The sequence below is a fragment of the Exiguobacterium sp. s56 genome (assembly GCF_018618255.1).
GTDB classification, from domain to species: domain Bacteria; phylum Bacillota; class Bacilli; order Exiguobacteriales; family Exiguobacteriaceae; genus Exiguobacterium; species Exiguobacterium chiriqhucha.
This window is the reverse complement of sequence record NZ_JACSLR010000021.1, coordinates 13,681-32,769: the sequence shown is the minus strand read 5'-3', so window position 1 is coordinate 32,769 and position 19,089 is coordinate 13,681. Positions and strand designations below refer to the sequence as shown.

The following is a 19,089-nucleotide window of genomic DNA, read 5'->3' as shown; positions in this document are numbered from 1 at the left end:
AAACGGCTTGAGCCCTGTCGAATACAGGTCTCAAGCCGCATAGTCCGGTTTTCATTATTTGCCCTGTCTACTTGACGGGGAGCAGTTCACTCGGCACGATCCTTATTTATTCTTCGATTTCAATGGTGCGGGTGCTCGAGCCGTCATCGGCTTTCGGTACGGTCAAGTGGAGCACGCCGTCTGACAGTTTCGCTTTGATGGCATCTTCTTTCACGTTCGGTAGATAGAGTGAACGTTGCATCGATGTGACGCGGCGTTCCCGATAGACGTAGTCTTTGTCTTCTTCCCTCTCTTCACGTTGGTCGACCGAGAGGATGAGATAGTCTTTGTCGTAGCGGATGTGAATGTTATCTTTTTTGATACCTGGCATCTCGGCCTCGATGACGTATTGGCCGTCCTGGTCCCGGACGTCGAGTTTGAACGAGTCGAGGAACGACGTCGCGCCGTCTTTCGGATCGAACAGTTGATTCATCCGATCAAAGACGTCGCCGAACAAATCTTTGCGCAATCGCTCGAGCTCATTCTTCCGGAATGGCGTCAAATCGAACATACAAATTCCCCCTTCAAAAAACGGACAGAGTAGAAGTGTTGTCACTTTTACTCTGTCCGTTTTTAGCTAAGGATAAACGTAATCGACGTGACAGTTCGATGAAGAAAAGAGGATCACAATTCGACGCGCTCTAACCCGTCTTCCCCGAACTTGCGATCGAGTTGGTCATGGCGATACGTCGAGGCGAGGACGTATAACAAGTCGCCTGGCTCGATTTTTGTCTGGCCCGTCGGCGGGATGAGATAGTCTTGACGGACGATTGCATTCACGACCGTGTTCGGTGGCAAGGTGATATCGGCGAGCGTTTTTCCAATCATTGATGATTCTTCGGTCGCCACGTAAGGGACGAGCTGATGTTGCGATTGCTTGCTCGAGACGAGTGCGATCGTATAGGGCGATCGAATTTTATCCGGTCCGAGCAAATCGAGTTTCGCCGCGAGCGGTGTTAATGTCGTTCCTTGAATCAAGGCACTCGTCACGACGACGAAGAAGACGGCGTTGAAAATCAATTGGGCGTTGTCGATGCCTGCGATGAGCGGGAACGTAGCGAGGACAATCGGCACGGCGCCTTTCAGTCCGGCCCACGAGATAAACAGTTTTTCTTTGTGGGTAAACTGCATCTTAATTGTCGATAAATAGACGGCAATCGGCCGGGCGATGAACATCAGGATGAATGAAATCAATAACCCTTTCCAGATGAGCTCGGGGTCAAGCAACTGTCTCGGGAAGACAAGCAGACCGAGGATGACGAACATGATGATTTGCATGATCCAGGCCAAAGCCTTAGAGAATTGAACGATTGTCACTTCATGGGCCGTGTGCGCATTCCCAACAATCATCGCGGCGAGATAGACGGCAAGTAGTCCGCTACCGGCAAAGTAAGCAGCGACCCCATACGTCATAAAGGCCATCGAAATCATGAGGACGGCGTGCAGACCACTCGACTCGAGACGCAAATGGTTGAGCATGAGTCGGGACAAGTTTCCGAGCATGTAACCGACGAACGCGCCGACAATGATTTGCAGGATGAACATCCAAATACCGTCCCAAATCGTCGTGTCGGGTTTTAACATGAAGTCGAGGGCGAGAATCGTCAAGAACATCGCCATCGGGTCATTCGTGCCGGACTCGGCTTCGAGTGTCGAACCAACTTTCGGTGAGATATTCTTTCCTTTGAAGGCGGCGAAAACAGCAGCCGCGTCAGTAGAGCCGATAATGGCGCCAAATAGGAAAGATTCCACCCAGTCGAAGCCAAATACGAAACGAACGGCCACAGCGATGAGCCCGGTCGTCAACAGCACGCCAATCGTGGCGAGTGAAGCGGACGGGGCGAGCACGCTCCGGATTGACGACCATTTCGTCTGTAAGCCACCTTCGAACAAGATGACGACGAGGGCCGCGACCCCAATCATTTGAGCGAGGTTGGTGTCATCGAAGAAAATCAGCCCAGTAATATCGCTGCCCATCAGCATGCCGATGCCCATAAACAAAATCAGGGCAGGTAAGCCGAAACGCGTCGATACGCGAGTGGCCAACACGCCGGCGACAAGTAGCAGACCGAATAATAAAATCAAAATATCAGTACTCAAAATCGGTGCGGTCAAACACATCACTTCCTTTTTCACGTTGATATTTACATGTATTATTAAGTTCATTATACCATGAAATGGTTATGAATTAAGAAATGACGCATCGAGAATTATGCACATTGGAATAATCGGATATAGATGTGGTACAGTAGGGGCATCAAAAAGGGGGATTCACATGACTAAAATTCACGTGCTCCATGAAAACAACGAATGGACGAACCATCTCGTCCGACGACTCGAAGAATTATCATTGCCGTATGAACTGTGGCACCTCGATCAAGGGACGATCGACTTGGCGAGCGAACCGCCGGAAGGTGTGTTTTACAACCGGATGAGCGCGTCGTCGCATACGCGGGGTCACCGCTACGCGCCGGAACTGACGGAAGGGGTGCTCGCATGGCTCGAAGCGAACGGACGGACCGTCTTCAACGGGACGCGGGCGATTCGGCTCGAAGTGAGCAAGGTCAATCAGTATACGGCGCTTCAACGAGAAGGCATTCGTGTACCGAAGACAGTGGCAGCCGTCGGGAAGAAGCAAATCATCGAGGCGGCCGAGAAGCTCGGGATGACGCCGTTCATCACGAAACATAACCGAGCCGGCAAAGGACTCGGTGTTCAACTGTTCCATTCGATCGATGCGTTGAAGGCATACGTCGAGGGTCCGACGTTCGAGGAATCGATTGACGGGATAACGCTCATCCAACAATATATCGAGGCGCCCAAACCGTACATCACACGCTGTGAGTTCATCGGTGGTAAATTCGTTTACGCGGTGCGTGTCGATACGTCAGACGGTTTCGAACTCTGTCCGGCCGACGCCTGCTCGATTGAAGACCAGTTTTGCCCGGTCGGCGAGACACCACCGGCGAAGTTTGAAATCGTCGAAGGATTCAATGACCCAATCATCGAACAGTTGGAAACGTTCCTCCAGAAGAACGAGATTGCGGTCGCCGGGATTGAAATCATCGAAGACGCGGACGGGAACGTCTACGCGTATGACGTCAACACGAACACGAACTATAATTCTGACGCCGAAGCGAAAGCGGGGCAGTACGGTATGCTCGAACTTGCGACGTTCCTTGGGGACGCCTTGGCGGTCACAACGAAATAAAGATAGAAGAAAGGGTCAGGCTTTTGCCTGACCCTTTCGCTGTGTATGTTGTAATTGTTGTTCAAATCGAAGTTGGACTAGTTCTGCTGTCGGTGCCATTCGTTCGATGAACGAATCTAAACGTTTCGCAGTGTCTCGATCTGATTCCTTGAACACGCGCATCGTTGTTCACCTCATTGATCATTGTTATGTTGCTTCTACAACAATGATTCCCGAGGGCATGATAGCGTAAACCTCGTTTACCCGAGGAATGTGCCGAGTTCTTCTTTTGGAAGGATGTTCCCGACATAAAAGTCGCCGAACTCGCCATATTTGGCACTGACTTCATCAAAACGCATCTCATAGACGATCTTTTTGAATTGGAGCGAGTCTTCCGCAAACAAGGTGACGCCCCACTCCCAACCGTCAAAACCGGTCGAACCGCCGATGAACTGTTGAATCTTGCCGGCGTAGCTGCGGCCGATCATGCTGTGGCGATACATGAGGTCTTTGCGCTCATCCATCGACAACGTGTACCAGTTGTCCCCGTCGCGACGAGCCTTGCTCATCGGGTAGAAGCAGATGTGGGCCGCTTTCGGGAGTGTCGGATAGAGGCGGGCCCGAATGTGAGGGTTCTCGTACGGGTCACCGTCTCCAGAACCTCGGTACATGCCGAGTTCGATGACAGACACGTATGAATAGCTTGGAATCATGTAATCGTACAATTTCGTCTTCCGAAGAGCGAGTTCGACTTGCTCGAGCTCTTTGAACGTCGGACGAAGGACCATCAAGACGACGTCCGCCTTTTGACCAAGGATCGAGTAAAAGGCATGGCTTCCTTCACCGCGTGTCTCGACCTCTTCGAGTGAGCCGAGGAAGGCGACGAACTCGTCAATCATCTCTTGACGGGCGGTTGGGTCGACTGCTTTTAAACGAGTCCAATCGATGGAGCGGAAATCATGGAGCGTATACCAACCGTCTAACGTGGCGGCTGCGTGTTGCGTTTCGGTTGTCGGTGCTGGACGTTCTGACATTAAAAAAACTCCTTTCGAGACTAGGCTTCGCTGACTATTTTACCATACACGTTTGACCGTCTGGCAAATTTGACGCCGCCGTGAGGATAGTCACACTCCGGGCGGGGTAAAGAGATAGGGAGCAAGATTTTTGAAAACGGCTTCACCATGGGCTGTATCAGTCGGAAATGGTAAACTGTTCTATTCATATAATGATTGATTTCAAGCGATTTATGACGAAATGGGCAGAATAGTTTATTTTAAAAATCGTACTGTGTATAATAAAACTCGCATATGGACGAGAGCGTCCGAGAGAGAAAAAATCCGATTTCTTCTAATCGAAAAGGAGTTCATTCACTATGAAACTATTTGACACGTTGAAACAAAAAGTCAGCCCGATTCGCCCGACCATCGTCTTCCCAGAAGGGATCGATGAGCGCGTCCTCGGTGCCGCTGTCCGTTTGAAAAATGATGGCATGGTTGAACCGATCGTCATCGGACCAAAAGCTGAACTCGAAGCGGTCGCTTCGAAGCACGGCTTTGACATCTCAGGTTTGACGCAATACGACCCAGCGACGTACGAAGACATCGATACACTCGTCGAATCGTTCGTTGAGCGCCGCAAAGGTAAAGCGACACCGGAACAGGCACGTGAATTGTTGTCGTCAGACGTGAACTACTTCGGTACGATGCTCGTCCACACAGGAAAAGCAGAAGGTCTCGTTTCAGGTGCGATGCATGCGACTGCCGATACGGTCCGTCCGGCCCTTCAAATCATCAAGATGCAAACAGGCATCAAAAAGACGTCAGGCGTCTTCATCATGGTACGTGACGACGAGCAGTACGTCTTCTCGGACTGCGCCATCAACATCGCACCGGATGCGGCTGACCTCGCCGAGAACGCCTACTTGTCAGCGTTGACAGCGAAGACGTTCGGCATCGAGCCGCAAGTCGCGCTCCTCAGCTTCTCGACAAAAGGATCAGCGAAGTCGCCAGAGACAGAAAAAGTCATCGAAGCGACACGTCTCGCCAAAGAGAAGGCGCCAAACCTTCCAATCGACGGCGAACTTCAATTCGATGCGGCGTTCGTACCGAGCGTGGCGGCGAAGAAAGCACCAGGCTCTGAAGTAGCCGGAAATGCGAACGTCTTCGTCTTCCCAAGCCTCGAAGCCGGAAACATTGGCTACAAGATGGTTCAACGTTTCGGCGGATTCGAAGCGATCGGACCAATCCTTCAAGGTCTCAACAAGCCGGTCAACGACTTGTCGCGTGGCTGTAACGAAGAGGACGTCTATAAATTGACGCTCATCACAGCGGCACAAGCCATCGACGAGCGCAACGAAGCGTAAGTCAGCAGCATCCTTCCTGAGCGGAGGATGCTTTTTTTGTGGTCACATTGTAAACTATTGGAAAAGGGGGCGAGGAAATGGATGAAGAGGAAGGCATCATCACATTGCCGGAAGGGCATCGGTACGCCATGTTCGGTGGCGGGGATGATTATCCAATTAAAACGTATTACAAAGGGGTGTTCGAAACAGTATTCGTCGTGTTTCATCCGTTTCTGGTCCCGCAAGACGACCCGACCGCGGTTGACCGTTATGTCGAGTTGGATAAAAACGAGGTCGAACAGCAATTTCGGGCCATAACATGGGCAGATATGCGCCGCCGACTTGATTTCGATGACATCAAACGCATCGATCACGCACTCCGGACGATGATTGCGGCGCTGAAACCGCACGCCGAAGATCAAGAAGGTGCGAATCGAATCATCGAATTTTGCAATCGCGAGAACGTACTTCCACCAGGCGAAGGGGAGCTGTCGAATCTTTTAGAGAATCAGGTGTTACGAGCACTTCTTGGGATGGGAGAAGAGTGGATGTGGAGCGGAGACGAGTTCTGCACGGAACGGCATCTCATCAACATTCGGGAGACGCTAACCTCCGATACGTGGGGGATGCGGCATCGGACGTTCTTCGGACATCAACATGATTGGCTCATCGTACCGCCTTGGGATAGCCATTTCACGTTGATTTGTGGCAGCCGAGCTTGGGTCGAGCAGGTGGTCGAGCGGTGCGAACTCGAAGGCTTCTATTGTGATGAAAACACGACAATCAATTGGAGTTTGCTTGATCGAAAACTGAGGTAAACTAGTAGGGGACAACACTATTAAGGGGGAACTACCATGCAAAACATCCATGCAACTGAATTACGTGAAAAGCTTGAGAACGGCGAAACGCTCCATATCATTGACGTGCGCGAACAAGACGAGTACGACGCGGGCCATATCCCGCACGTGCCGCTCTATCCGCTGTCTGAATTTCCTGGCGTCACGGACAAGCTCGCGAAAGATAACGTTTATCACGTCATCTGCCGCTCAGGCGGCCGCAGTGTGACGGCATGCGACTATTTGGAGTCGGAAGGCTATAAGGTCGTCAACGTCGAAGGCGGCATGCTCGCGTGGGACGGCGATATCGAGGCGTGATGCTCGACAATCCATGGGTCGTCATCCCGCTGTTAATCGCACTCTATTTGACCGTCTATACGTTCGTCAAACGAGTCGATGGGGACAAGTGGCGGCTCGTCTGGGCTGTCTGGCTCATCGTCATCGTCATGATGTTGACGATTCGGCTCGTCCAAAGTCTATAAAAAAACGAGTGAAGCCCGCACAGGCTTCACTCGTTTTTAGTTATCGCGCTTATCGAATGTGATTGAAGCAATCGCATCGTGTTGGTGAATCGACTCTTCGTTGCGGCATTCGACGAAGAAATTGACGACTTGTTTCATTTCGTACAAGTCAGCCGCGATCAAGCGGACCATGTCTTCAACGAAACGTGGGTTTTCGTAGGCGATTTCCGTGGCACGCTTCTCATCCGGACGTTTCAAGACAGGGTGAAGCGGGGCCGATGCGTTCGACTCGGCCGCCTCGAGCAATGCGAGACGCCAGTCGAAACCGTCGAGCGATGCTTCATCGAGACCGGCTTCGATCGTGATGTAGCCGCGTTGGTTGTGGGCGCTGTATTCGCTGATTTCTTTCGAGCATGGGCAGAGCGTCGTCACGTTGATGACGAGACCGACCGTCACGCTCGCCATACCAGTCTCTAAGTTATATGTCACGTTGTGCATGACGTCCGCATTCATGAGACCGCTGAGACCTGTGGCCGGGGCTTTACGGCTAAAGAACCATGGGTAACGGACCGTCAATTGACCTTCCGTCTGTTCCATGCGCTCGGCGAGTTCTTGCGCGAACTCGATGAGCGAGCGGTTCGATAACGTCCAGCCTTGCGTGTGGTACGCGTCGAGCTGTTCTGTCAGACGTGACATGTTGATGCCTTTACGGTCTTGGACGAGCGAAGTCGTCAACTCGAACGTGGCGACCGTCGCTTGGATGCCGTCTGGCGTCTCGATGTTGACTGGGTGTTTGACGTTTGAGATGCCGACGCTGTCAAGCGCGAACAAGAAGTTTTTTGGTGTGTTTTGTAGATCGACCATTTGTTCTTTTTCAGTTGGTTTCGTGCCTTTGATGGGCGGGACCGAACCGAATAATTTATGTCGTTCTGCTTTAGTAGGTAAAGCGACATGGCTTGTAGACATAATCGGATTCTCCTTTTTTGAGAGGGCAAATGACTGCCACTCGTTCTTGTTAGGATTTTATCACGAAATGTACATCGACCGGGTACCATTTTGCTCTCTGAACATGCTTTGAACGTGCTTTGCATGTCCTCACAAATAAAAAAACTTCAGCAATTGAAGAAAAGAAGATTGATTTCGTGTTAAATCGGGAATAAAATGTTCCTGTGAATTTAAAAAATAGATCACTGTTAAATATGAAGGAACACAACAGAAAAAGGGGATGTTTTAATGGATTGGCAGTTAATCCTGCAGTACGCCTGGATCATTGTCGTACTCGTCGGTCTAGAAGGGCTACTTTCTGCAGACAACGCACTCGTCTTGGCGGTTATGGTCAAGCACTTGCCGCGGACGGAACAGAAGAAGGCACTATTTTACGGCTTGCTTGGAGCGTTCGTTTTCCGCTTCATCGCATTGTTCCTAATCTCATTCTTGATCAACGTCTGGCAAGTCCAGGCGCTCGGTGCGCTTTACTTGATCGGAATGAGTGCACGACATCTGTATATGACCTATAAGGCCCGCAAGCTAGAGCCGAAACAAGATCTCGCTGCTGAGGCGAAAGAAGAGACGGCTGTCACAGAGAAGCCGGTCACGAAGAAAGAATTCTGGTGGACGGTTGCTAAAGTCGAGTTTGCCGACATCGCCTTCGCGGTCGATTCGATTCTCGCAGCGGTCGCGCTCGCGGTCAGCTTGCCGCCACTCGGTCTCGGTGAAATCGGTGGGATCGACTCTGGTCAGTTCTTCGTCGTCTTGACAGGTGGACTCATCGGGGTCATCTTGATGCGTTTCGCTGCTCGAATTTTCGTCAAACTGTTGCATCAACGCCCATCACTCGAAACAGCTGCTTTCATCATCGTCGGCTGGGTCGGTGTGAAGTTGACGGTGCTCGTGCTTGAACACCCTGGCTTCAAGAAATTGATTGCCGGCACACCGTTCGAATTCATGGGTCTTCCGGACGGATTCGTCCACTCGACGGCGTGGACCGTGTTCTTCTGGTCGGTCATGGTCGGTATCGCGGTATGGGGTTGGTTCTCTTCAAAACCGACAGCCGCTGCCAAACATTAAAAAAATGGTCTCTCACCTTTGGGCGAGAGACCATTTTTCATGCTGTCACGTCTTGCTTCTCGTAAATCGGCACCCAGCCTTCGGTCGTCACGAAAATCCGGACGGCGACGACTTTGCGGTCGTCTTGGAGCGTGAAGTAGTGGCGTGTGTTCACCGGCACCGAGATGAGGTCGCCTGGGTTGAGCTCGATGTTGAAATAGCCACGTTCGGCGTCATCGATGGCGAAGATGCCATGGCCGCTGACGATGAAGCGGACCTCGTCATCTGTGTGGTGATGTTCCTTTTGGAAGTTGACGAGCAGTTCGTCCAAGTTCGGCGTCGCATCCGACAACGAGATGACGTCTGCCGTCTCATAGCCACGTCGCTCCGACACGTCGCGAATCTCGTCACGGAACGTCGACAAAATCGCTTGTTTGTCCTCGTCCGTCAACTGATAGTTCTCTTGCAGGTTTTCCGGGAGCTTTGTGATGTCCCACTGTTCGTACAGAATCCCGCGAGACTCTAAAAAGGCACTCACTTCAGTTTGATCGACGTAACGCTCTTCGGTTTGTTGGAAATAGACAGTTGCCATGGTTGGTTCCTCCTTATGAATGGACGCCTAGGGCGCGTAGTTTTAATGTATAGCTGAACAAAAATTCGTAAGCCTCTAAATAGCGTTTGGCCGCGTCCGGGGTCTCGCCCCAGACGGTGATACCATGATTGCGGATGAGAACGGCACCGGCGCTTGCGTGGATGTGAGGGGCGAAGGCGGCCGCGAGCGTCGGGATGTCCGCATGGTTCTCGATGATTGGCACGCGAACGACCGCGTCCTCGTCCCAGTAGCCGAGCGCCTTGATGATCTCTTGGCCGGTGAAGACGACTTCGCCGGTGGCAGCATGGAGCTCGGAGATGACGTTATTGTCGACCGTATGGACATGGAGCGAACACGTCGCGTCCGTCCGATTGAACACTTCAACGTGGAGCAGCGTCTCGGCGGATGGTTTTCCTGTCTGTTCGCCGATCAAGCGTCCGGCCGCATCGACGTGAACAAAGTCTTCCGGTGTTCGTTTTCGTTTATCGCGTCCGCTCGCCGTGACGAGAAATTCGAGCGGATCGTCGGAAACGCGAATCGCCAAATTCCCACTCGTTCCGGGGAACCAGTCGCGGGCGGCGAGTTCGTCTTTAATGTCGGCGAGTTCAAGCCAACGTGTCGCAAGGCTCATACGACCACCTCCTTCAAGTGATGGGTGATGTCGTCAAACGTCTCGAACGGTGCGTAACGGATGCCTGCCGCTTCGCAGAGCGTGATGAGTTGACCTCGTGCGTAGACGAAGTCGGCACGCTTCGCGACCTCGAAGTCGGTCACTGAGTCGCCGATGACGATCAAGCGGTCGGCGGGATTGACGATGCGACGAGCGAGCGTCGGCTTGCAACAGCCGCAATCGTTCGTACATTGTTCATCGCAAGCGTGTGGCCAAGCGACGGTTACCGTCTCAGCGGAGAAGTCGGCGACGTTGCAGTAGATATGCTCGGGGGCGACATGCCCGTCCAAGACCGGCTGCACGAAGAAGTCCATCCCGCCGCTGACGACGTCAAACTTCCAGCCATGGGCCCGAACTTCTTCTAAAAATGCCGGGAACCCTTGGCGGAGCGTGATGCGCTCCAACAAATAATCACGGTAGGCCGGGGCATCTGCGCTCGGCAATAGTTGAAACAGTTGACCGACACCGGAGCGAATCGAAATCCGTTGCTCGAGGACCGCATCTTTCAACTCGACCCAAGCCGGCGGGGCGAACGCCTTCATCAACGCGATAATATTGTCTTCCGCCGTGATCGTCCCGTCGAAGTCGCAGAGGATATGGACCGTCATCGTGACGCCCACGCCTTCAACGCGGTATCGAGCTCGTCCGTCTGTCCTTCGGTTTGGCCGAGAACGTGAGCGATCGCTTGTCGGAAAGCACGAGCCCCGGCGGCTGCGCCGTCCGGGTGTCCGTGAATGCCACCGCCGGCGTTGATGACGACATCCGTCCCGAAATCACGAATGATATCGGCGACGAGTCCTGGATGAATCCCGGCTGACGGGACCGGTAAAATCGGTTTCGACCAATGCGGTTCGGCGCTCTGGTCACGAATCGTGAACGCCTCGTCACGCGGTGTCGCGAGGGAGCCGTACGGAGACGGGAAGAGCGTTAAATCGGCCCCGGCGAGGCGTGGGAGTTTACCGAGTAAGAGCGAATGACTGATTGATCCGGTCAAGGCGCCGGCAAAGGCCGGATGTGCCAAGATGGGGACGCGTATGTCTGAATCGTTCGCAAGTTCGCGCAGTGCGTCGAGACCGTACGTATAGACGTTGAACAGGAGCGCTGTCGCACCTGCCTCGATGAGACGGAGCGCCTGGTCACGTAGACCGAACACGGGGCCGCTCAGCGTGATGGCGTAGAGGACACGTTTCCCGGTCGCCTCGAAGTGGGCTTGAATGACGTCCGCTCCGATCCGGGCCCGTTCGAGCGATGGGGTGAGCGGGTTGTCGTATAAAATCTCGTCGTCTTTGACGATATCGATGCCTCCGGCGAACTGATCGCGGAGTTGCTGCTCGAGAAACGCGAGGTCACGGCCGATGACACCTTTGAAGATGCTCATGACGAGCGGGCGATCATGAACACCGAGTAACTCGCGAATTCCAGTGACCCCGAACTTGGCGCCTTTGAAATGAGGGGCGAGCGTCTCGGGCAACGTCAAATCGATTAACCGAATCGAATCGTCGAGGGACAGTTTCCCGAACGTCGTCGTCAAGATGGATGAAAAGTCAGGGCTGACATTATGTAACGGGTAGCGGATTGTGAAGCGGCTCGTCGTATCCGTATGTATGGTCGACACGACCTCACCGCGATACGCCTGTAACTGCTCTTGCTCTAAGTGAGGCAGCTCCGTCCAAGTACCGACCGTCAGCTCGAGGGCGATTTTGTCGGCGACGGTCGCGACCGCGTCCGTTCGTTTGATTTCATATGTGGCAGTGATACTCATATGGTTCCTCCTTCCAGGCAAACAAAAAATGACCCCATGCCGAGGCAAGAGGTCATCATAAAAAATGAACTCTTATCTCTCAGCTTTCGCTGCAAGAATTAGCACCGTGCCATCTCTGGTCGGTTGCTGCGACATCATCGGGCTCGTCCCTCCGTCTGCTCTTGATAAGAATGTGATTTGAAGTTGTGAAATTTAATTGAATTTTTGCACAGAATCATCATGTCGTCAATTCCTTTTTTTCCAAAAAAAATATTTTGGGAAGTTGTTTCCATATATGCACAAAAAAAGACGGAGTTGCGTCGAGAAAATGACGTTGACAATCGTGACGTCGAGTCCGTAATATTCATCACATAAGTTCACCGAATCGAATAACACACTCTTATCGCGAGTTGGCAGAGGGAATTGGCCCGATGACGCCGCAGCAACCGACCACTAGGCACGGTGCTACATCCACCAGACGAATGTCTGACAGATGAGAGGAACAACCATTTTGGCTGTGCCTCTTTCTCGCGGAGAAAGGGGCTTTTTTTGTGGGCAACGTACAGGAAGGGGAAAACATCATGTCATATCAACCATTTACAGAACAGACCGTCGTCGAGCACGTCCGTCAATTAGGATACTTGCAAGAAGGAATCGCCGAGTGCGAGGAGATCGGGGACGGCAACTTGAATCTCGTGTTTCGGATTCGCCAAGGCGAACAGCGCCTGATCGTCAAACAAGCGCTCCCATACGCCAAAGTCGTCGGTGAGAGCTGGCCGCTCACGCTCGAGCGGGCATGGATTGAACAGTTGGCACTCCGTGAGTTTGCGACTGTCGCGCCTCGGTTCGTCCCGGCTGTCCTTGGCAGCGACCGGACACTCGCTTACACGATTATAGAAGATCTATCTGATTATGAGATTGTCCGCACCGGCTATTTGAACGGGGAGAGCTACCCGGAACTCGCCCGTCATGTCGGTGAATTTTTGGGCGAGACGCTGTTTGCGACGTCGGATTACGCAGCTGGACCGATCGCGAAGAAGCGGATTGAACGCGACTATTACAACCCGGAACTGTGCGACATCACGGAGAAGCTCATCTTTACCGACCCGTTCAAAGACGCGGAGTCGAACAACATCGAGGCGGCGCTTCGAGAAGACGTCGAACGCCTCTGGCAGGACCAGGCGCTCAAGGTCGAGGTGACGAAATTGAAAGTCGGGTTCGTCACGAAACATGAGGCGCTCCTGCATGGGGATTTACATACGGGCAGCATCTTCGCGACCCAACAAGAGACGAAAATCATCGATCCAGAGTTCGCGTTTTACGGGCCGTTCGGCTTCGACCTCGGTCAAATCATCGCCCATTTGACGTTGTCGACGTTGCATGACCCGCTCAAACGCTTCGAACGTTTCACGGACGTCTTGACGGTGTGGGAGACGTTCGAGAAGACATTCCGGGCCAACTTTGAGCGCGCCGTCGAGCCGTTCAACACGGACGGTTTCGTCGACGAGTTGTTGCGGACGGTCTTCAGTGACACGATCGGCTACGCCGGTTGCGAACTCATCCGCCGTGCCGTCGGGCTCGCCGGTGTCGCCGATCTCGAGACGTTGCCGGAAGCGACGCGGCTCGAACGGAAACGTGACGCGCTCGCCCTCGGGACGGCGCTCATTAAAGAACGCCACAGCGTCGAGTCGATTGACGACTTGGTGACGCTTCTGTCGGGGGTGCGCGTATGACGGTCCAAAACATCCGCTTCCATCCGCCGACGGACGAACTCATCGTATTGGATCAGACGTTGTTGCCGCATGAAGAGCGTTACGTGACGATTGAGACGCTCGAACAAGCGGAGCATGCCATCGAGACGCTCCAAGTCCGTGGCGCTCCGGCCATCGCGTACTTCGGGGCGTTCGTCCTCGCCAAAGAGGCAGGCCGGTTAGTCGACGACCCGGACTTCACACGTCGGCTCGACCTCGTCGGACGCCGTTTGATTGCGACCCGGCCGACGGCGGTCAATCTGCAAAACGTGATCGAATCGCTCCTTGCGTTAAATGTCGGGGACGACTTTGAGGCGATTGCCGAGGAAATTAAACGCCGCGCCATCGCTTTGTACGACCGGGACGTCGATACGTATCGGGCCATCGGCGAGCATGCACTGACGGTATTGCCGGCCGGGGGGAACGTGTTGACGATTTGCAACGCCGGTGCCATCGCGACATCGCGTTACGGGACGGCACTCGCCCCGTTTTACGTCGGAAAAGAACGGGGCGTATCCTTCAACGTCTTCGCCTGTGAGACGCGACCGCTCCTGCAAGGGGCACGCCTCACCGTCTGGGAGCTCGACCGGGCCGATATCGACGTGACGCTCATCACCGACAATATGGCCGCTTGGACGATTCAGTCGAAACGAGTCGACGCCATCATCGTCGGAGCCGACCGCATCACACGGACGGGGCACGTCGCCAATAAAATCGGCACGTTGCAACTCGCCGTCCTCGCCAAACATTACGGCATTCCGTTCTATGTCGCGGCGCCGCATTCGACGTTCGATTTGACGGCGGACGACACGATTGAGATCGAGGAGCGGAACCCGTCAGAAGTGACACATATCGGCGGTCAACCGACGGCACCCGTCGGCATCACCGTCTTCAATCCGGCGTTCGACGTCACCACGCCCGACCTCATCACCGGACTCATCACCGAGGCGGGTGTGTTCGAGCCGACAGAGACCGCCATCACATATCATGTAGGGGGAACGATTCATGTCTAAAAAACTATTGATTTTGTTATTCACATTCGTCTTGGCGCTCGTCGGTTGCACGAACGAGCAAGCGGCCCCATCGAAGCCGGCCGAGAAGACGCCGGAGACGAAACCCGTCTCGGTCTCGAACGGGACGTTGCCGAAAGATATCGATGTCGCCCTGATCATGCAGATGTCGATCGGGACGTTCTCGTCGCAGTATATCAACGGGGTGACGGAACAAGTCGAATCGTTCGGCGGCAACGTGAAAGTGTACAACGCCGACAACGACCTATCGAAGATGGCGAGCTATGTCGACACGGCGACGACGCAAGGCGTCGATGTCATCTTGATTGACCATGGCCGCGCCGATGCATTGAAAGAACCAGTCCAACGCGCACTCGACAAAGGCATCAAAGTCGTCGCGTTCGACAACGATTTGACGAACGACGGGGTGACGGTCATCGACCAGGACGACTATTCGCTCGCCTGGCGTTCGCTCAAGGCACTCGCTGAAGATTTGGACGGCGAAGGCAAAATCGTCACGATTTGGGTCGGTGGCTTCACACCGATGGAACGACGCCACACGATTTATGATGCGTTCTTGAAACGCTACCCAGGCATTACGGAAGTCGCCAAGTTCGGTTCGGCGACGAACAATACGGCGCTCGACACACAGAGCCAGATGGAAGCGATTTTGAAGAAGTATCCGGAAGGCGAGATTGATGCCGTATTCGCAATGTGGGACGAGTTCGCCAAAGGGGCGAGCCGTGCCATCAAACAGGCCGGACGCGATGAAATTTCGGTCTATGGCATCGATTTGAGTGACGAAGACCTTCAACTTATGCAAGAGGACGGCAGCCCGTGGAAAGTGACGGCGGCGACCGATCCGGCTGAAATCGGACGGATCCAAGTCCGTTACGCGTATCAAAAATTAGCGGGTGAAGAGACGCCGTCGATTCATTCGGTCGACCCATATCTCGTCGACCGTGACGTCTTGCCGGACGAAAAAGTGACGATGGACGACCTCGGCCAATACGTCCCGAACTGGGGCGCATCAGACGCGGCCTGGTCGGACTGGATGAAAGGGACGGACTGATGTTACGGCTCGAACGCGTCACGAAACGCTATGGCGACGTCACCGTGCTCGACGATGTCAGCTTCACGCTCCGACGTGGCGAGATTCATGGATTGCTTGGATTGAACGGGGCCGGAAAGAGTACGCTCGTGAAGCTGTTGAGTGGCGCCATCATCCCGACGTCCGGGACGGTCGAGCTCGACGAAACGGCGGTCACATTCACACCGGCCGAGGCGATTCGCCGCGGGGTCATCACGGTGTCGCAAGAAGTCGATGACGCGCTCTATCTCGATTTACCGATTTATGAGAACGTCGTGCCGTGGCAGGCGGTCGAGCGGATTCGTCCTCGCGAACTAAAACAGCGAGCGGCTGCCTACTTGGAACGTGTCGGGCTAGAGATTGACGTGACCGAACCGGTCGGGCGTTTCCCGCTCAGTGTCAAACAACGTGTCTTGATTGCCCGTTCGCTCGCGAGTGATGCGGCTTACCTCTTGCTCGACGAACCGACGGCCGCCTTGTCGACGGATGATGCGGCGGCACTGCTCACATTACTGCAGTCGCTCGCAGCAGAGGACGTCGGCATTCTTCTCATCACCCATCGATCGGACGAACTGTCGCGCATCACCACGACGACGACGTTCCTCCGGGATGGGCGCATCGCTTACGAAGGGCCGTTTCAGGCGTTGTCAGAACGGGATATCCATACGTATTTGAGCGGATCTGACATGGCAGAGGCGGTAGAGAAAGCCGTTCCTGAAACCGAGATCCGGATTCAGGCAGACCTCACGTTACCGACGTTCGGGACGAGGTTGTCGTTCACGGCGTATAAAGGCGAAGTCGTCGGCATCGGCGGCGTCACCGGGAGCGGGAAGACGGAGTTGATCGAGGCGCTATTCGGTCTCTCCGGCGTTGAACAACAGATGACGTTGGACGGGAAACCAATCAAGATTCGCGAACCGCGTCAGGCGGTCCGATCCGGATTCGCCCTCGTACCGGAAGAACGTCGAAAACAGGGACTCTTCCTCGACGATTCGATTGAACGGAACGTCCTCGCGATCGAAGGGAAGGCGAACGCAGTCACGCGCGTCTTGGCCTCGCTCCGTGTGAAATACGACCAGGTCGGGCAACCGGTCCGAGAGCTGAGCGGGGGGAATCAACAAAAAGTTGTCCTCAGCAAATGGCTCCTCGAGGACCGGGACGTCTATTTGCTAGACGAACCGACGAAAGGCGTCGACGTGACGGCGAAACGGGATATTTATGAACTCGTCACCCGCCTCGCGAAAAGTGGAAAGACTGTCATCTTTACGTCGAGTGAACCGCATGAACTAGAATTGATCGCCAACCGGACGCTTTGGCTCGACCGCGGCCGTTGGCAACAGAAAGGAGGGGTTTAACATGGCCCAACTCGTCATCAAACAACGCACGAAACGCTTCAGTGGCATCGGTCAATACGGGACGTTGTTCGCGATTCTCGCACTCATCGCCGTCTTCGGCATGACGAACGACCAATTTTTGACGTACGCGAACTTCAGCGACATCATCAAGTCCGTGTCAATCGTCTCGCTTCTCGCCCTCGGGGTGACGTTCTCGCTCATCGTCGGCGGATTCGACTTATCGGTCGGCTCGACGGCGAGCCTCGCGACAATCGGGGCGGCGTCGAGTCTCGTGTTACATAGTCAAGAACTGCTCGTCGCTTTGCTCGTCCCGATTGCCCTCGGCGTGCTCGTCGGGCTGTTGAACGCGCTCGTGACGATCAAGTTCCGGTTACCGGATTTGCTCGCGACGCTCGCCATCATGTACGTCATCAACGGGGTCCAATTGACGTATACGAAAGGTTTTTCAATCTACGACAACATGCCGATTGAAGGAGGGACGGCACCGGGACGATTCATCCCGTCGTTCCTCTTCATCGGCCAAGGCTCGATTGGTCCCGTTCCATTCGTCGCCATCTTGATGATTCTCTTCTTCGCCGGAGCCCATCTATTTTTGACGTATTCGAAGACGGGACGCGAGTTTTATTACGTCGGCTCGAACGTCGAGGCGGCCCGCCGCTCCGGCATCGCCGTCACACGGATCAAACTGTACGCGTACGTGTTGAGCGGTCTGTTCGCGGCCATCGGCGGTATCATCTTGGCGTCACGCATCGGTACCGGACAAGTATCGGCCGGGGCACCGCTGTTGATGGACGCCGTCGCGGCCGCCTATATCGGCTACGCCGTCTTCGGGACCGGACGACCGAACGTCGTCGGTACGTTGATCGGTGCCATCTTGATTGGGATTTTGCTGAACGGACTGACGATGTGGGACGTGCCATATTACGCCCAAGACATCGTCAAAGGCACAATTTTGATAGCGGCGCTCGGCTTGTCATACATCCAAAAGAAGCAGCTCACATAGGAAAAGTCCTCAGAACGGTTGGTTCTGAGGACTTTCTTGACGTTCCATTTGGATGAAGGTGAACGTGCTACCGTTCGTCGGTTGTTGAAACGAACCGGTCTGCGTGAACCCGCACGCCTCATAGACACGGATTGCCCGCACGTTGAAGGCGGCGACGGACAAGGTGATGCGATGAGGTGAGTACGTCGCTTTGACGAAGTCGAGAATCGATGTGACGAACGCTCGTCCGCTCCCGTTCCCGGTCAAATCGGGCTTCATGCCGAGCCCGATATCGACCGTTTCAGCATCCGGTTGCGCGACGCTCACGAAGCCGACCAATTCCTCGTCTGAGGTGATGGCGAACACCGACTGTCCGCGCTGTTCGGCGTCTAAAAATTCGGCCATATCGTCCTGATCAGCCTCCATATCATAAAATGCATACTCGCCTTCGTAGTGCCACGTGTAGGCGATCGTTTCCGCCTGTGGCTGGGTCAGGACAGCGAATTGATGGGTCATTTGAATTTCCTCGTTTCACGAGCAGGATGTAGTGCTACACTCATCATAGCACCACCAACTTGGAAAATGAGGTGATCACATGGGAATCAAGCTAGATATGATTGGCATCGTCGTCGAAGACATGAAACGGGCGCTCGATTTTTACCGTTTGCTCGGCCTGTCGATCCCGGAAGCGATGGATGGGGAAGCGCACGTCGAAATCGATGACGGCGGTGTCCGGCTCGCCTTCGACACGGTCGAAGTGGCCGAATCGGTGTATGGGGAATGGAAACCGGCGACGGGGCACCGGATCGAACTCGCCTTCTTGTGCGATAGTCGGGATGAACTGGATGCGTGCTATGAAGCGATTGTCGGGCACGGCTATGCCTCACATCGCGAACCGTGGGATGCGTTCTGGGGGCAACGTTATGCCATCGTCATCGACCCGGATGGAAACCTCATCAGTCTATTCGCCGCATGACAAAACCCT

The 19,089-nt window shown here is 54.2% G+C and carries 21 protein-coding genes and 2 riboswitches; of the genes, 12 read left to right on the top strand and 9 right to left on the bottom strand.

Annotated features, from left to right (window positions below; all coding sequences use genetic code 11):
- Positions 1 to 106 precede the first annotated feature (106 nt).
- Entirely contained in the window at positions 107 to 550 is a 444-nt protein-coding gene (locus KNP71_RS14805) for an Hsp20/alpha crystallin family protein (protein WP_021066003.1), read from the bottom strand.
- Between the two features lie 113 nt (positions 551 to 663).
- Positions 664 to 2,160 (bottom strand): potassium/proton antiporter, encoded by a 1,497-nt coding sequence (locus tag KNP71_RS14800; RefSeq protein ID WP_029594587.1) that lies wholly within the window; start codon positions 2,158 to 2,160, stop codon positions 664 to 666.
- A gap of 154 nt (positions 2,161 to 2,314) precedes the next feature.
- Here KNP71_RS14800 and KNP71_RS14795 point away from each other — a divergent pair, with 154 nt between their 5' ends.
- Entirely contained in the window at positions 2,315 to 3,250 is a 936-nt protein-coding gene (locus tag KNP71_RS14795) for an ATP-grasp domain-containing protein (RefSeq protein WP_021066005.1), read from the top strand.
- A gap of 239 nt (positions 3,251 to 3,489) precedes the next feature.
- On the opposite strand, the gene hemQ is transcribed toward KNP71_RS14795, so the two are convergent.
- The gene (gene hemQ / locus KNP71_RS14790; protein WP_021066007.1) at positions 3,490 to 4,263 is read right to left on the bottom strand and encodes a hydrogen peroxide-dependent heme synthase; all 774 of its coding nucleotides are present in this window, start codon (positions 4,261 to 4,263) and stop codon (positions 3,490 to 3,492) included.
- A 338-nt stretch (positions 4,264 to 4,601) separates the two neighbouring features.
- On the opposite strand from hemQ, the gene pta reads away from it, so the two are divergent.
- The 4 genes from pta (at position 4,602) to KNP71_RS14770 (ending at position 6,888) form a co-directional block, all read left to right on the top strand.
- Complete coding sequence (gene pta / locus KNP71_RS14785) at positions 4,602 to 5,591, top strand: phosphate acetyltransferase (RefSeq protein WP_029594589.1); 990 nt, start codon at positions 4,602 to 4,604, stop codon at positions 5,589 to 5,591.
- 77 nt (positions 5,592 to 5,668) lie between these two features.
- Positions 5,669 to 6,388 (top strand): DUF2711 family protein, encoded by a 720-nt coding sequence (locus tag KNP71_RS14780; protein ID WP_029594590.1) that lies wholly within the window; start codon positions 5,669 to 5,671, stop codon positions 6,386 to 6,388.
- A gap of 36 nt (positions 6,389 to 6,424) precedes the next feature.
- Positions 6,425 to 6,724, top strand: coding sequence for a rhodanese-like domain-containing protein (locus KNP71_RS14775; RefSeq protein ID WP_021066010.1), 300 nt, complete (start codon positions 6,425 to 6,427; stop codon positions 6,722 to 6,724).
- Positions 6,700 to 6,888 carry a hypothetical protein gene (locus KNP71_RS14770; protein ID WP_125317988.1) on the top strand — a complete coding sequence of 63 codons (189 nt, stop codon included), beginning with the start codon at positions 6,700 to 6,702 and terminating at the stop codon, positions 6,886 to 6,888. The genes KNP71_RS14775 and KNP71_RS14770 overlap by 25 nt, the downstream gene beginning before the upstream one ends.
- Before the next feature lie 36 nt (positions 6,889 to 6,924).
- Here KNP71_RS14770 and folE2 read toward each other — a convergent pair whose 3' ends face one another.
- Entirely contained in the window at positions 6,925 to 7,833 is a 909-nt protein-coding gene (folE2, locus tag KNP71_RS14765; protein ID WP_214754495.1) for a GTP cyclohydrolase FolE2, read from the bottom strand.
- Between the two features lie 267 nt (positions 7,834 to 8,100).
- Here folE2 and KNP71_RS14760 point away from each other — a divergent pair, with 267 nt between their 5' ends.
- On the top strand, positions 8,101 to 8,934 hold the full coding sequence (locus KNP71_RS14760; RefSeq protein WP_021066013.1) for a TerC family protein: 834 nt from the start codon (positions 8,101 to 8,103) through the stop codon (positions 8,932 to 8,934).
- Positions 8,935 to 8,971: 37 nt separating this feature from the next.
- Here KNP71_RS14760 and KNP71_RS14755 read toward each other — a convergent pair whose 3' ends face one another.
- From KNP71_RS14755 to KNP71_RS14740, 4 genes are read right to left on the bottom strand one after another with little or no spacing between them, the layout of a single operon-like run.
- On the bottom strand, positions 8,972 to 9,505 hold the full coding sequence (locus tag KNP71_RS14755; RefSeq protein WP_021066014.1) for a 1,2-dihydroxy-3-keto-5-methylthiopentene dioxygenase: 534 nt from the start codon (positions 9,503 to 9,505) through the stop codon (positions 8,972 to 8,974).
- Between the two features lie 13 nt (positions 9,506 to 9,518).
- Positions 9,519 to 10,136, bottom strand: coding sequence for a methylthioribulose 1-phosphate dehydratase (locus KNP71_RS14750; RefSeq protein WP_021066015.1), 618 nt, complete (start codon positions 10,134 to 10,136; stop codon positions 9,519 to 9,521).
- Positions 10,133 to 10,783 carry a 2-hydroxy-3-keto-5-methylthiopentenyl-1-phosphate phosphatase gene (locus KNP71_RS14745; RefSeq protein ID WP_021066016.1) on the bottom strand — a complete coding sequence of 217 codons (651 nt, stop codon included), beginning with the start codon at positions 10,781 to 10,783 and terminating at the stop codon, positions 10,133 to 10,135. The genes KNP71_RS14750 and KNP71_RS14745 overlap by 4 nt, the downstream gene beginning before the upstream one ends.
- Positions 10,780 to 11,937 carry a 2,3-diketo-5-methylthiopentyl-1-phosphate enolase gene (locus KNP71_RS14740; RefSeq protein ID WP_029594593.1) on the bottom strand — a complete coding sequence of 386 codons (1,158 nt, stop codon included), beginning with the start codon at positions 11,935 to 11,937 and terminating at the stop codon, positions 10,780 to 10,782. Before KNP71_RS14740 ends, KNP71_RS14745 begins: the two co-directional genes overlap by 4 nt.
- 69 nt (positions 11,938 to 12,006) lie before the next feature.
- Positions 12,007 to 12,108, bottom strand: a riboswitch (SAM riboswitch).
- Between the two features lie 205 nt (positions 12,109 to 12,313).
- A riboswitch (SAM riboswitch) is annotated at positions 12,314 to 12,416 on the top strand.
- A gap of 81 nt (positions 12,417 to 12,497) precedes the next feature.
- On the opposite strand from KNP71_RS14740, the gene mtnK reads away from it, so the two are divergent.
- Genes mtnK through KNP71_RS14715 form a run of 5 tightly spaced genes read left to right on the top strand, consistent with a single transcriptional unit; the run spans position 12,498 to position 18,125 of the window.
- Positions 12,498 to 13,649, top strand: coding sequence for an S-methyl-5-thioribose kinase (gene mtnK / locus KNP71_RS14735; protein WP_214830989.1), 1,152 nt, complete (start codon positions 12,498 to 12,500; stop codon positions 13,647 to 13,649).
- The gene (mtnA, locus tag KNP71_RS14730) at positions 13,646 to 14,680 is read left to right on the top strand and encodes an S-methyl-5-thioribose-1-phosphate isomerase (RefSeq protein ID WP_214830987.1); all 1,035 of its coding nucleotides are present in this window, start codon (positions 13,646 to 13,648) and stop codon (positions 14,678 to 14,680) included. Before mtnK ends, mtnA begins: the two co-directional genes overlap by 4 nt.
- Positions 14,673 to 15,749, top strand: coding sequence for a sugar ABC transporter substrate-binding protein (locus tag KNP71_RS14725; protein ID WP_214830985.1), 1,077 nt, complete (start codon positions 14,673 to 14,675; stop codon positions 15,747 to 15,749). Before mtnA ends, KNP71_RS14725 begins: the two co-directional genes overlap by 8 nt.
- Entirely contained in the window at positions 15,749 to 17,122 is a 1,374-nt protein-coding gene (locus KNP71_RS14720) for a sugar ABC transporter ATP-binding protein (protein ID WP_214830983.1), read from the top strand. The genes KNP71_RS14725 and KNP71_RS14720 overlap by 1 nt, the downstream gene beginning before the upstream one ends.
- A gap of 1 nt (position 17,123) precedes the next feature.
- Entirely contained in the window at positions 17,124 to 18,125 is a 1,002-nt protein-coding gene (locus KNP71_RS14715) for an ABC transporter permease (protein ID WP_214830981.1), read from the top strand.
- 9 nt (positions 18,126 to 18,134) lie between these two features.
- On the opposite strand, the gene KNP71_RS14710 is transcribed toward KNP71_RS14715, so the two are convergent.
- Positions 18,135 to 18,620, bottom strand: a complete 486-nt coding sequence (locus tag KNP71_RS14710) for a GNAT family N-acetyltransferase (RefSeq protein WP_214830979.1) — start codon at positions 18,618 to 18,620, stop codon at positions 18,135 to 18,137.
- A gap of 79 nt (positions 18,621 to 18,699) precedes the next feature.
- Between KNP71_RS14710 and KNP71_RS14705 the strand changes: the two genes are divergently transcribed.
- Complete coding sequence (locus KNP71_RS14705) at positions 18,700 to 19,080, top strand: VOC family protein (protein ID WP_214830977.1); 381 nt, start codon at positions 18,700 to 18,702, stop codon at positions 19,078 to 19,080.
- The last annotated feature ends 9 nt before the right edge of the window (positions 19,081 to 19,089 follow it).